Raw genomic sequence first — 13,008 nt, forward strand, 5'->3', positions numbered from 1 at the left:
TCAAGGGTTGGCAGGCGCTGGTCCTGAGGGTGGCCGGCGGCCGCGTCAGGCAGCCCAGCGGGCGAGGTAGGCCATGGCCTCCGCCTCGCTGATGACCTCGGCATATTTCGCCTGGAGGTCAAAGAGGTTCGCCTCGTGCGGGCCAGGGTGACGGTCGGCGCAGGCTTCGCGCACCACCAGCGGCACGAAGCCGTATTGCATCGCATCGAGCGCCGAGGCGCGCACGCAGCCCGAGGTGGAATAGCCGGTTATCAGCAGGGTATCGATGCCGTCGGCGTGCAGCGCCTCGGCAAGCCCGGTGCCGAAAAAGGCGCTGGGATATTGCTTGGTGACCACCCGCTCGTTGGCAAGCGGGGTCAGCTCGGGCGGAAAGGCACCGAGCGGCGAGCCCTCGACGAAGGCTGCAAGCACCGGGACCTTGCGATAGAACACCCCGCCATCAGATCCGTCCGGCTTGTAGCGGACATTGGTGAAGACCACTGGCACGCCCGCCGCGCGCGCGGCTGCGGCGAGCCGCGCGTTGCTGTCGCGCGCCGCCGCTGCATCTTGCATGAACAGCGCCGCGCCCTCGGTGAGATAGGCCGTCACGACGTCGACGATCAGCAGGGCAGGGCGCGTTCCCGGCTGGAGCCGCCCCTCGTAGACCCCTGCATAATTGTCGGATGCCGAGGGCCCTGCCATCAGATGATCCCGGCTGCCGCCAGCCGCCCGAGTTCGGCGGCATCCATCCCGAGCCGCTCGGCAAACACCTCGGCATTGTCCTGCCCGGGCACCGCGGGCGCGGGGCGGCGGATGGTGCTGGGGGTCTTCGAGAGCTTGGGGAAGGCGTTCTGCATCTTGATGCGCCCGCGGCTCTGTGTCTCGACCTCGACGATCGCCTCGCGCGCCCGGAAGTGCGGATCGGCGAGCATTTCGGGTGCACGATAGACCCGGCCGGCGGGGATCGAATGCTCGGTCATCAGCGCATCGACTTCATCCACCGTGAGCGTGCCGGTCCATGCGTTGACCAGCGCGTCAAGCTCGTCCTGATGGATGCCGCGGGCGATATGGGTCGCGTAGCGTTCGTCCTGCGCGAGTTCGGGGCGGCCCATGGCCTGGCACAGCCGCGTGAAGATCGCATCGCCATTTGCGCCGATCATGTAGCTGCCGTCCTTGCAGGTATAGACGTTCGACGGCGCAATGCCCTTCAGCACCGAGCCCGAACGCTCGCGGATCACCCCGTTGCGGTCATATTCGGGCACGAGACCCTCCATCACCTGCAACACCGCTTCATAGAGCGCGGAGTCGACCACCTGGCCTTCGCCGGTCTTCTCGCGGTGGTGGAGCGCGGCGAGCACGCCCATGCAGCCATAGGTCGCGCACAGGGTATCGCCGATGGAAATGCCCATGCGGCTCGGCGGCCGGTCGGGCTCGCCGACGATGTAGCGCCAGCCGCCCATCGCCTCGCCGATCCCGCCGAAGCCGGCGCGGTCGGAATAGGGCCCGTCCTGGCCGTAGCCCGACATGCGGGCGATGATGAGGCCGGGGTTCAGCGCGTGGAGTTCCGCAGGCGAGAGGCCCCAGCGTTCCAGCGTGCCGGGCTTGAAGTTCTCGATCAACACGTCGGCTTCGGCAATCAGGCGCTTGGCGAGCGCCTGGCCTTCGGGGACGCGCAGGTTGCAGGTGACCGAGCGCTTGTTGCGCGCGATCACTTCCCATTGCACCTTCTCGTCGCCCTGGCCCCAGTTGCGCATCGGATCGCCCGCGCCCGGCGGCTCGATCTTGACGACGTCTGCGCCCATGTCGCCGAGCAATTGCCCGCAGAAGGGGCCCGCCAGCAGCTGGCCCATTTCGACGACCCTGATCCCTGCAAGGGCGCCGCTCATTCCGCCGCCTCCCGCAAGGTGGTCCACACCGGCTGGACGGGGGGGGCAAGGCCCGTTTCGGCCTCGCAATTGGCGCGCAGCGCCGCGATGCCGGGGCCATAGTCGAACAGCGGGAGTTCGCCGCGCCCGGCCTCGATCTCGGCGCGTAGGGCTTCGGTGGCGACATAATCGACCGCGCCTTCGCTATCCACGACCACGCCATAGGCGCGCGCGCCTTCGGGAGTGACGAGGCCCTGGCGGATTTCGAGGCCCACCAGCGCGGGATCGCGCGCCAGCGGGTCACCCCAGCCGCCGCCGCCCCAGGTGATGAAGTGGAGAAGGTCGCCCGCCTTCACCTTGACGCTCTCGACCTTGTTGCCGACGATTTCCTGCGTCCCGTCGGCGCGTTCGAGCACCTTGCGCGCCCGCGCGCCGGGATGCCCGCCGTTGACGCCCCAGGGCGGCACGAACCAGCGGTCGTCATGGATCGCGATCTCGCCATCGGCGAGGAAGCGGTAGGTCATGTGGATGCCGTTGCCGCCGCGATGCAGGCCCGCCCCACCGCTGTCAGGCGCGGTGGAGTATCGCTCGATGCGCAGCGGGAAATAGCGCTCCAGAAACTCGTTGGGAACATTGGTAAAGCCCGGCCACAGCGAGTGCCCGTCCGGCCCGTCGCCAAGCGGCCTGCCCGGAATGCCGCCAAAGCCGATCTGGAACAGCTGGAACCAGTCGCGCGTCCCGTCCTCGCGCGCGTCCCAGCCCGAATAGAACAGGTGGGGGCTGGAGGAGAACCCGGCGGCATTGAGGAATTCCGGCGTCTTCTGCCCAAGCAGCCCGCCGAGAATGTCGAAGATCCGCCCCAGCGCGTGCGTGCGGCCCGACAGCGCGGCGGGAAAGTGCGGCTTCAAGAGCGAGCCTTCCGGGATGCGCACCTCGATCAAATCGTAGAACCCGTCATTGAACAGGATCTGCGGATCGAAGACCATGATCATGTAGATGCCGAAGAACATCTTGAACATGTTTTCATTGAGGAAAAAGTTGATCGAGGCGGCGCTTTGCGGGTCCGTTCCGGCGAAATCGAGGATCACCTTGTCCCCGTCGCGCCACATGGTGCAGCGGATCTTGTAGGGGCCGTAGCCCTTGCCGTCGTCGCAGATGTAATCCTCGAAGCTGACCGGCTCCTCGGCGACCGCCATCGCCAGCAGCGCCTTCATCGCGCGGTGGTTGCGCGCCAGAAGCTCCTGCGTGGCCGAGACATAGACATCGTCACCGAAGCGGTCGGCCATCTCGATCACGCGGCGCGCGGCGACGCGGCAGCTGGCGATCAGGGCGTTGAGATCGGCCTGACACCAGTCGGGCTTCCTGGTCTGGTGCATCACCAGCTTCATCAGGTCTTCGTTATATTCGCCGCGCTTCCAGATCTTCACCGGCGGGATGCGCACGCCCTCTTCGAAGATCGAGGACGCGCCGATCGGCATCGAGCCCGGCACGCTGCCGCCGATGTCGCTCTGGTGCCCGAACATCGCGGTGTAGGCGAGCAGGCGGCCATCCTTGAATACGGGCAGGAGCACCAGCCAGTCGTTCGAGTGGCTGACCGCGCCGCCGCAGGAATAGGGATCGGAGAGGAAGATCATGTCCCCGTCCTCGATCGTGCCGTCATACTGCTTCAGAAAGCCGTCGATGAAGCTGCCGAACTGGCCGACGATCATTTTGCCGGCGGGGTCGGAGATCAGCGGGAAGGCGTCGCCCTGTTCGCGGATGCCGGGGCTCATCGCGGTGCGCACGAGAGTCGCGTCCATCTCGATGCGCGCGTTGCGCAGCGCGTTCTCGATGATGTCGAGCGTGACGGGATCGATGGCGACCGTCTGGAACGGGATGGGGTTGGTTTCGATGATGCGAGCCGGCATGGTCCTAGCCTTCCGTCTTCAGAGTGATGAGGATGTTTCCGACAGCGTCCACAGCCGCGCGGCAATCGTGTTCGACCAGCGTGGTCGAATCCATCTCGGTGATGATCGCCGGGCCTTCGATCACGTCGCCCTGACGCAAGCGGGCACGGTCGTAGATCACTGCGGGGCGCTCCTCGCCGCCGATCCACATGAGGTGGTCGCGGATTTTCGCCGCCGAAGGATCGCCGTCGCCCTTGGGGAGCTCGGCGGCGGGGAGGGCAGGGGCCTGCCCTTGTGCCACCGCGCGCAGGTTCACGATCTCGTGCGGGGTATCCATGTTGAAGGTGAAGAGCCTCAAGTGCTCCTCGTCGAAGCGGGCGAGGATGCCTTCGATCCCGTCCTTCTCGAGGATGTCCTGCGTGATCGTCAGCGGCACTTCGAAGGCCTGGCCCGCGTAGCGAACGTCGATCTCGAACAGCGAGGTGATCTGATTGTCTGGGATGCCGTCCGCGACCAGCTCGCCGCGGGTCTGCTCGGCCATGTCATCGAGCACGGTGACGAGGTCGGCGATGCTGGTGTCCCTGGCAAGGCGCGAAAAACTGCGCGCGGTCTCGGTGCGCATGCGGGTGGTCGCATCGCCCAGGGCGCACAGCACGCCGGGGGAGACGGGCGAGATCGCAGGCCAGCTTCCCATCAGGCGGGCGACCGCGTTGACATGGAGCGGGCCCGCCCCGCCGAAGCCCATCAGCGCGAATTCGCGCGGGTCGTAACCCTGCTGCACGCTGATCATCCGCAAGGCGCCGAACATGTTTTCATTGACGATATCGATGATCCCGCGCGCGGCCTCCATCAGGCTGACGCCGAGCGCATCGGCGATGGTCTGCACCGCCGCCTTGGCGCCCTCGCGGTCGAGCTTGAAGCTGCCGCCGAGGAGGTCTTCGGGAAGGTAGCCGAGCACCACATTGGCGTCTGTCACCGTCGGGAGCGTGCCGCCCTTGTTGTAGGCGACGGGTCCGGGAACCGCGCCCGCGCTCTCCGGCCCGACCCGCAGCGCGCCGGTGAGCTGCGGCACGTGGGCGATCGAGCCCCCGCCTGCGCCCACCGTCTTCACGTCGAGCGCCGAGGCGCGGACCGAGAGGTGCCCGACTTCGGTGGTGCGCTGCCGGCGTGGCTCGAGGCCCTGGATCAGCGCCACATCGGTCGAGGTGCCGCCGACATCGAGCGTCAGGATGTTTTCAAAGCCCGCGTTCTTGGCCACCCACAGCGCGCCTGTCACCCCGCCGGCGGGGCCGGACATGAGGATGTTGACCGGGTGCTCTTCGGCCTTCTGGCTGCTCATCAACCCGCCATCGGAACGGAGCAGCGAGAGGCGGCCCTTCAGCCCCTCGGCTTCCAGCTTGGTGCGCAGGTTGGAGACATATTTGCTCACCACCGGCCGCACTGCCGCGTTGGCGACAGTCGACAAGGTGCGCTCGTATTCCTGCATTTCGGGCAGGACCTCGTGGGAGAGCGAGACGGGGATGCCGGGGAGTTCCTCGGCCGCGATCTGGCCGATGCGGGCCTCGTGCGCGCCGTTGAGGTAGGCGTTCATCAGGCTGACGGTCAGCGCCTCGATCCCGTCACCCTTCAATTTGCGCAGCGCCGCGCGCACCGCGTCTTCATCGAGCGGGGCGACCTCGCGGCCAGCTGCGTCCATGCGGCCCGGAACCTCGACGGTGTGTTCGAGCCGTGCCAAAGGCTGCGGCTTGGGCCACACGATCCACGCGGCAAGGCCGCCGGGCACATAAGAGCGCGCGATCTGCATGATGTCGCGGTAACCCTGCGTCGTCACCAGCCCGACCTTCGCGCCCTTGCCCTCCAGCACCGCATTGGTCGCCACGGTCGTGCCATGGAGGAAATAGCTGATCTCGGCCGCCGTGATCCCGGCGGTCGCCATGATCGCCTTGACCCCGTTGAGGATGCCTTCGGAGGAATCGTGCGGGGTCGAGGGGGTCTTGTGCCGCCAGAAAGCGCCGCTCGCCTCATCGAACAGCAAGAGGTCGGTGAAAGTCCCGCCCACATCCACACCCAGCCTGTATGTCATGCCCTGTCCTCTTGCCTATGCTGCACGCGCGACTGCCGAGGGGAGTTCCCGCCCCAGCACACCCGCAAACCACTTGTTGGCGGCGATTGCCGCGTCGAGATCGATGCCTGTGTCCACGCCCGAACGCTGCATCATGTAGACGAGGTCCTCGGTCGCGATGTTTCCCGTCGCGCGCGGGGCGAAGGGGCAGCCGCCGAGCCCGCCCAAGGATGCGTCGAAGATGCGCACGCCGGCCTGGTAGGCCTCCCAGGCATTGGCGATGCCGGTGCCCCGGGTGTTGTGGAAGTGCGCGCGCATCGGGATTTTGCTGCCGAGCAACGCGCCCAGCTTCCCGAACAGTTCCCCCGCCTCCCGCGGCGTGCCGACCCCGATGGTGTCGGCGAGCGCGATTTCCTCGGGAGCGTCTTGCGCGATGGCCTCGGCGATGGCGAGGACGGTCTCGTGCTTCACCTCGCCCTCGAAGGGGCAGCCGAAGGCGGCGCTGATGGTGACCTGCGCGCGGATGCCTTCTGCGCGGGCGAAGCGCAGCATCTCGCGGGTCTCGGCGATGCCCTGCTGAATGGTCTGTCCCTGGTTCTTCTGGCCGAAGGTATCGCTGGCGACCACCACGCAGCCGACCTGATCGATCCCGCGCGCGCCATTCTCGCGGGTGGCAAGCGCGCGCAGAACACCGCGCTTGTTGAGGACGAGGCCGACATATGTGCAGTCGGCGCGGTCCGAAAGTCCGGCGATCACCGCTTCGGCATCCGCCATCTGCGGCACGCGCTGCGGGTGGACGAAGCTCGCCACCTCCAGCCGGCGCGCGCCGTAGCCGATCATGCGATCGATCAGGCCGAGCTTCGTTCCGGTCGGGATGATGTCCGGCTCGTTCTGCAAGCCGTCGCGCGGGCCGACCTCGACCAGTTCGATTGAGTCGCGTGACATCGTGAATCGCCTGTTGCTGCTGCCGGAACCCGGGAGGCTGAATTACCCGCTTTGTATACAATTGCAATCATGCTTGAAGCCGCAAAAGATGCAGGAACCGCAATCGTCGGCTAGCGTTGTTACGGCTCTGCGGTGCCCTGATCATTGGCCGGGCCGACCGCCCTTGCAAAGGTGTGGAAGGCGCGCCGCAGGTGGCTTCCCATCACCGCGCGCGCCCAGTCGCCATCGCGCGCGGCAAAGGCGGCGACGAGTTCGTCATGATCGCGCGCGGATTGGCGCAGGTCGCTCTGCGAATAGGTGCGCGCGGTGCGCAGCACCACCGGGGCCTCGACCAGCCGGGCGAGCAGCTGCCCCAGCCGCGGCGAATGCGCGGCATCGATGATCGCTTCGTGAAAGGCGCGATTGGCCTCGAGGAAGCGCGCCACATCGGGCGGGGTCTGATCGACTGCGGCGGTGAGGTCGCGGTTCAAGGCTTCCAGCTCGGCGATCTGCCCGCGCGAGAGGCGCTTGGCCGCGCGTTCGGCGGCGTGGCATTCGAGCATCTGGCGCAGCACGAACATCTCCTCGATGTCGTCACGGCTCCAGTCGGCGACGAACAGGCGCTTGGTATCCGAGCGTACCAGCAGCAGCTCGTCCTCCAGCCGGCGCACCGCCTCGCGCACGGGGGTGCGGCTGACGCCGGTGATCTGCGCAAGCTGGTCCTCGGTGAGCTGTTCTCCCGCCGCCACCGATCCGCTCAGTACATGCGCGCGGATCTTGGCATAGGCGCGTTCGGAGGCGCGGCTCATGGCTTGGGAGTCTGCCGAGGGAGGGGCGGCTGGTCGGGGAAATCCTGCACGTTCATCCCTTTCCTTGTGTGTTGCCTAACAGCACCCTGCAAGACCGTGCGGCGACAAAATCACACCTCGAAGCTTGCAAGAACCGAATTCGACATATCCACTTGACGGATAGGTTTTGTATACAATAACGAGGCACCCCTAGGCAACGGGGGAGTGCCGTGAAGCGCATCAAGGTCATCGTGCCGATCGCAATGGATGAAGCTGGCGTCGCCAACCGGGCGCAGCAGCTTCCCGCCGATTTCGTGCATCCGGGCTTCGTCCCCACCTTCGAGGCGGTGCGCTGGGGCGCGGCGCTGGGGGATTCCTACCACGACACCTTGCTGATGGACTGGACGGTTTTCCAGGCCGGGGTCACGGCCGAGGAGGAAGGCTATTCCGGCGTCCTCATCGACACCGTCAGCGATTCCGGGCTGTGGCCGCTGCGCTCGGTGCTCAGCATCCCCGTGGTCGGCCCGGGCGAGGCAAGCTTTGCCGCCGCGCAGATGCTCGGCAAGACATTCTCGGTCATCACGATGTGGCCGCAGTGGTTCCCGCTCTACCAGAAGGTGCTGAATCAGCACGGTTGGGAGCGCCGCTGCGCAAGCGTGCGCTCGATCGACACGCGCCCCGATGTCACCGAACTGCTCGAGGGCAAGGAGGAAGTTGTCTTCGCCAAGCTGAAGGCCGAAGCCCTGCGCGCGATCGAGGAGGACGGCGCGGACGTGATCGTCCTGGGATCGACCACCATGCATCAGTCCGCCGCCTACCTTCAAAGCGAGCTGCCGGTCCCGGTCATCAACCCCGGGCAGGTCGCCTACAAGAACCTCGAGACGCTGATCGAACTGGGCCTCACCCACTCGAAGAAGGCCTTCCCTGCACCCGAAGTGCCGATGCACGCCAATATCCGAAAGGGCTGGTACTGATGAGCGACTGGCAAGAGGGCGCAGCGGGCCAGACGCCGCTGCCCTATCCCTTCTATATCGATATCGTCACCAAGCGGTATTTCGACGGGGTCGACAACAAGGTGATGGACCAGGTCCTCGACTGCTTCACCGCCGATGCGGTGCTGACCGAAGTCACCAGCAACACCGTCCACCAGGGCCGTGAGGCGATCCGGGCAATGTTCGTCAAGCTGTTCGCCGATTTCGAGAGCATCTGGCACGGCAACTTCGTCCATACTGCGGACCCTGCGACCAACGCGGTCTGCTCGCAGTTCACCGTGCTCATCACCCCCAATAGCGGCGATGAGCTGCGCTACGAGAACTGCAACCGCTTCTACCTCAAGGACCGGCTGTTCCACCGCGTCTATGTCTACATGTCGGGTGACAACCTGCTGAAGGAAGGGGACGCCTGATGCAGTACGAGCCCACCTTGTCGCGGTCCGAGCTGATCGATTTCGCGCTGAACAAGTATTTCGCGCGGGTCGATGCCAAGGACCTCGATGCCGCGCTGTCGTGCTTCCACGATACCGCGCTGTTCTGCGTGCAGACCGCCTTCACCCGCCACAGCGGCAAGGCCGAGATCGCGCGGATGTTCGAGGATTTCTTCGCGGCCTACAAAACCATCATCCACCGCGATTTCACCTGCACCGTGGATGAGGCGAACGGGCGCATCACCGCCTGCTTCACCGCCGAGCTTCACGATCACGAGGGCGGCGTGACGCTGCTCTACAACACCAATTTCTGGCGTCTGCGGACCGGTGCCGACGGGCCCAAATTCCAGGAAGTCTACGTCTACATGAGCGGGGCCAACCCGCTCGTTTGATCTTGTCTGCCACCTCTCGCATCCCTCTCAGGAGAGCCGCCTTATGAATATCCGTCTCACTCTTGCCTCCGGCGCGGCTCTTGGCGCCATTGCCCTTGCCGCGCCCGCCATGGCGCAAGACGCGCCCGAGGCCGCTCCGGCCGCCGAAGAAGAGGGCGCGATCATCGTTACCGCGCGCCGCCAGTCCGAAACGCTGGCCGACGTGCCCGCTTCGGTCACCGTGCTGACTGCCGAAACCCTCCAGAAAAGCGGCGTCCAGCGCGCCGATGATTTCGTCCAGCTGACGCCCGGCGTCACCATCGTCACCGGCACCGCCGAAGCGGGCGATACCCAGATCAACATCCGCGGCATCAACGGCGCGCGCGACGCGGAAAGCTCGGTCGCGCTGGTGGTCGACGGGATCCTCAAGACCAACACCGCGCAGCTGAACCAGAACCAGGGCACGCTGCGGCAGGTCGAAATCCTGAAAGGCCCGCAGGGCGCGCTCTATGGTCGCAACGCGGCCGCCGGCGCGATCGTGCTCCAGACCCTCAAGCCCGGCGACACGCTGGAAGGCGGCGTGCTGGTGCGCGCGGCGCAGGACAACACCTATCTCGCCAGCGCCTATATCGCGGCCCCCGTGGGCGAGGGTGCCGGGCTGGTGATCTCGGGCAATTACTCCACCACCGACGGCTTCTTCCGCAACCGCTTCCTCAATAATTCGCCGACCATCGACGATCAGGAGGTGTGGGGCATTGACGGGCGTTTCGTCGCCGATCTCGGCCCGGATACCGAGCTTGACGTGAAGGCGCGCTTTGCCGACCTGTCGGGCGCCTCGATCAACTTCAACGCGGCCTTCCACCTGCCCAACTTCGCGGGCGTGAATCCGGCATTCTTCGAAGACGTCAACGATCACCCGTTCGACTTCTATTCGAACATCCGTCCGACCAACGACCAGACCACCTTCGAGGCTTCGGCCAAGATCGAGCACAAGTTCGAGGCAGCGACGCTGACGGCGTGGATGCTCTACAGCAATGTCGAACAGTCGCTGACCGCCGACGGCACCTCGGCCGATTTCGCGCGCTTCACCTTCCCCGGCGCCACCCCCGCATCGGTCGCGGCGGCCAATGCCTGCGCGGCCTCGACCACCGCGCTCGCCGGCTACCCGCTCAATGCGCCGACCTTCATCGGCACCAGCCCGGTCCCGTTCATCTTCAACCCCGCGACCGGATCGACCTTCGGGCCCTACAGCCCCACGACCTGCGACGGCACCCAGTTCCAGATCCGCGACCAGAAGGATGTGAGCGGCGAAATCCGGCTGGCATCGAACGGCGACGGGCCGTTCAACTGGCAGGTGGGCGCCTATTATCTCCACATCGACCGCGAGGTGGGCGTCAGCCTCGGCGCGGATCTGGGGGCGGGGGTGACGCGCCAGCTCTACAATGCGCCCAACACCACCAACCCCACCACCCAGCTCTACAACGACGCGTTCAAGACCGATGTCTACGCGGTGTTCGCCTCTCTCGAGGGTGACCTGACCGATCGCCTCAACGTGACCGTCGCGGGGCGTTACGATATCGAGGACCGCAATGTTGCGAGCCTGGTGCCGGCCGTGCGCGATCCCTTCACCGGCGGGCCGATCAACCCCGGTCAGGCGGTGGTGGGCGGCGTGGTCCAGCCGATCGCTCCGCAATCGGAAACCTTCCGCCAGTTCCAGCCCAAGATCTCGCTGCGTTACGAAGTGACCCCCGATATCAACCTCTACGGCAACTGGGGGATCGGCTTCAAATCCGGGGGCTTCAACAACCAGGGCTCGGCGGCGATCGTCAATTCGGCGTTCAACCAGTTCATCGGCACCAACGTCCAGATCAACGACCAGTACCGCAAGGAAACCTCGAGCGCCTTCGAGGCCGGGATCAAGGGCAAGGCGCTCGATGGCGTCGTCACCTTCGATCTGGCCGGTTACTACACCAAGATCGACGACATGCAGTTCTTCGAGTTCTTCGTGGGGGCCTTTGGCCTGTTGCGCGTGGTCTCGAACATCGACGAAGTCGAGGTCTACGGGGGCGAGCTCAACCTGACGGTCGAGCCGGTCAAGGGCTGGACGCTCTACGGTTCGGCCAACGTCACCGAAAGCGAGATCAAGGCCAATGCCTCGCGTCCGGTGACGGTCGGCAACAAGTCGCCCTATACCGCAGATTACACCATCAACCTGGGCACCCAGGTCGATCTGCCGGTGACCGACAGCATCGATTTCATCACCCGCGCCGATTACCGCATCACCGGGCCGACGTGGTTCCACACCTTGCAGGACGATACCAACCCGACGCTGTTCAGCGGGCTGCTGCCGATCTCGGCGCTCCAGCTGCCGGCGGTGGTGGGCAATGCCGACTATTCGATCTCGCGGCGCGACACCTTCGGGGTGATGGACCTGCGCGTCGGGATCGAGGGAGCGAACTGGTCGGTCACGGCCTATGCCGAGAACCTGTTCAACGAGAAATATCTGAACGAGGTCATCACCGCGGTCGAATTCGGCGGCTCGTTCATCTCGCCCGGCGGCCGCCAGCGCTTCGGGGTGGAGCTGGGTTACAAGTTCTGATCTTCGGGCCCTTCGGGTACAACGCCACGAGGACAGAAGAAGGGAAAGCGCGCGGGGTTTCTAGCGACCCGATCCCCGCGCGCTTTCTTTTGTCACTTCGGCGCAGGCTTGCTCCACCATGACAGCGTCTGGTTGTCATGCGCCGAGGTCCACACGCCCTCAGGCGTCCAGCGCAGCGCGCCGCTGCCCACGCTTGGCCCCATGCGGGCGCGGATGGCGAGGCTTTCGGCGTCGATCACCACCATCGTCTGGTCCTCGGTGGTGCGCAGCCACACCGCGCCAGCGCCAGTATCGATATCGCCCCATTTGAGTTTCGGCCCCACCTTGGTGCGCCCGACAATCGCGAGCGCCGCCGGATCGACCTTGGCGACCGTGCCGTCACCCTGTTCCTGCACCCACACCGCGCCTTCGCCCGCCGCGAGGAAGCCCGGAGTGTTGCCCATCGTCACCTTGCCGGTGACGGTGTTTGTGGCAGGGTCGATGCGTTCGAGCGACGCGCCCTCGCTCGACACCGCCCAGACGGCATCGAAGCCGAAGGCGAGGTACCAGGTTTCGGCGGTGACCGGGATGGTGGCGATCACGGTGTTGGTCGCCGGATCGATCCGCGCGACCTTGCCTGCCGGGTCGCTCGGCACCCACACCGACCCCGCGCCGGAGACCACATTGGTCTCGCCCTTGGGATTGCCGAGGCCGGTGGCGATCTTCGCCTCGACCTCGGCCGTGGCAAGGTTGATGCGGTAGACATCGCCGTCCTTGCAATTGGCGACCCACAGCGATCCCGCCGCGGTCGTCATCGCGCCGCAGGGGCGCGGCACCGGGGTGCTCGCGGCGAGCCCTGCGGGTGTCCACTTCTCGACGCGCCCGTCATTGGTGACCCACACGGCATCGCCGTCGATGGCGAGGAAATCGGCAAAGCCGGGCACCTTCAGCGCGTTTTCGGCAAGGTCCGGCACCGGCCCCACGGCATCGTTCGGGGGCGGGCTGTCATCGGCGCAGGCCGAGGTGGCGAGCACCGCGGCGATGATCGCGGCGAGCGGGCGGGCGACGTTTTTGGTCATGGCTAATCGGCCTCCATGCGAGGGTAGGGGAGGGAGAGGAGCGCGCCGCATGA

Annotated in this window: 11 protein-coding genes; 4 read left to right on the forward strand and 7 right to left on the reverse strand. The window is 66.0% G+C overall.

Annotation, left to right across the window (positions count from 1 at the left end; genetic code table 11):
- Positions 1–45: 45 nt before the first annotated feature.
- From D620_RS0110755 to D620_RS0110780, 6 genes are all read right to left on the reverse strand, one after another.
- Positions 46–681 carry an isochorismatase family protein gene (locus tag D620_RS0110755; protein ID WP_017665815.1) on the reverse strand — a complete coding sequence of 212 codons (636 nt, stop codon included), beginning with the start codon at positions 679–681 and terminating at the stop codon, positions 46–48.
- Complete coding sequence (locus tag D620_RS0110760) at positions 681–1,865, reverse strand: CaiB/BaiF CoA transferase family protein (protein ID WP_017665816.1); 1,185 nt, start codon at positions 1,863–1,865, stop codon at positions 681–683. The genes D620_RS0110755 and D620_RS0110760 overlap by 1 nt, the downstream gene beginning before the upstream one ends.
- Positions 1,862–3,751 (reverse strand): hydantoinase B/oxoprolinase family protein, encoded by a 1,890-nt coding sequence (locus D620_RS0110765; protein ID WP_017665817.1) that lies wholly within the window; start codon positions 3,749–3,751, stop codon positions 1,862–1,864. The genes D620_RS0110760 and D620_RS0110765 overlap by 4 nt, the downstream gene beginning before the upstream one ends.
- Before the next feature lie 4 nt (positions 3,752–3,755).
- Positions 3,756–5,813 carry a hydantoinase/oxoprolinase family protein gene (locus D620_RS0110770; RefSeq protein WP_026092140.1) on the reverse strand — a complete coding sequence of 686 codons (2,058 nt, stop codon included), beginning with the start codon at positions 5,811–5,813 and terminating at the stop codon, positions 3,756–3,758.
- A 15-nt stretch (positions 5,814–5,828) separates the two neighbouring features.
- Positions 5,829–6,737, reverse strand: coding sequence for a hydroxymethylglutaryl-CoA lyase (locus D620_RS0110775; RefSeq protein ID WP_017665819.1), 909 nt, complete (start codon positions 6,735–6,737; stop codon positions 5,829–5,831).
- A 119-nt stretch (positions 6,738–6,856) separates the two neighbouring features.
- A complete protein-coding gene (locus D620_RS0110780; protein WP_017665820.1) occupies positions 6,857–7,525 on the reverse strand; it encodes a GntR family transcriptional regulator in 669 nt (222 codons plus the stop codon).
- Positions 7,526–7,734: 209 nt separating this feature from the next.
- Here D620_RS0110780 and D620_RS0110785 point away from each other — a divergent pair, with 209 nt between their 5' ends.
- The 4 genes from D620_RS0110785 to D620_RS0110800 are packed head-to-tail and all read left to right on the forward strand — an operon-like array spanning position 7,735 to position 11,897.
- Positions 7,735–8,478, forward strand: coding sequence for an aspartate/glutamate racemase family protein (locus tag D620_RS0110785; protein WP_017665821.1), 744 nt, complete (start codon positions 7,735–7,737; stop codon positions 8,476–8,478).
- On the forward strand, positions 8,478–8,909 hold the full coding sequence (locus D620_RS0110790; RefSeq protein ID WP_017665822.1) for a nuclear transport factor 2 family protein: 432 nt from the start codon (positions 8,478–8,480) through the stop codon (positions 8,907–8,909). The genes D620_RS0110785 and D620_RS0110790 overlap by 1 nt, the downstream gene beginning before the upstream one ends.
- Positions 8,909–9,319: a nuclear transport factor 2 family protein gene (locus tag D620_RS0110795; RefSeq protein ID WP_017665823.1), complete on the forward strand. Its 411-nt coding sequence runs from the start codon at positions 8,909–8,911 to the stop codon at positions 9,317–9,319. The genes D620_RS0110790 and D620_RS0110795 overlap by 1 nt, the downstream gene beginning before the upstream one ends.
- Positions 9,320–9,362: 43 nt before the next feature.
- Positions 9,363–11,897 (forward strand): TonB-dependent receptor, encoded by a 2,535-nt coding sequence (locus D620_RS0110800; RefSeq protein WP_026092141.1) that lies wholly within the window; start codon positions 9,363–9,365, stop codon positions 11,895–11,897.
- 92 nt (positions 11,898–11,989) lie between these two features.
- Here D620_RS0110800 and D620_RS0110805 read toward each other — a convergent pair whose 3' ends face one another.
- Positions 11,990–12,955, reverse strand: coding sequence for a YncE family protein (locus D620_RS0110805; RefSeq protein WP_017665825.1), 966 nt, complete (start codon positions 12,953–12,955; stop codon positions 11,990–11,992).
- Between the last annotated feature and the right edge of the window lie 53 nt (positions 12,956–13,008).

Source organism: Porphyrobacter sp. AAP82, from assembly GCF_000331285.1.
Lineage (GTDB): Bacteria > Pseudomonadota > Alphaproteobacteria > Sphingomonadales > Sphingomonadaceae > Erythrobacter.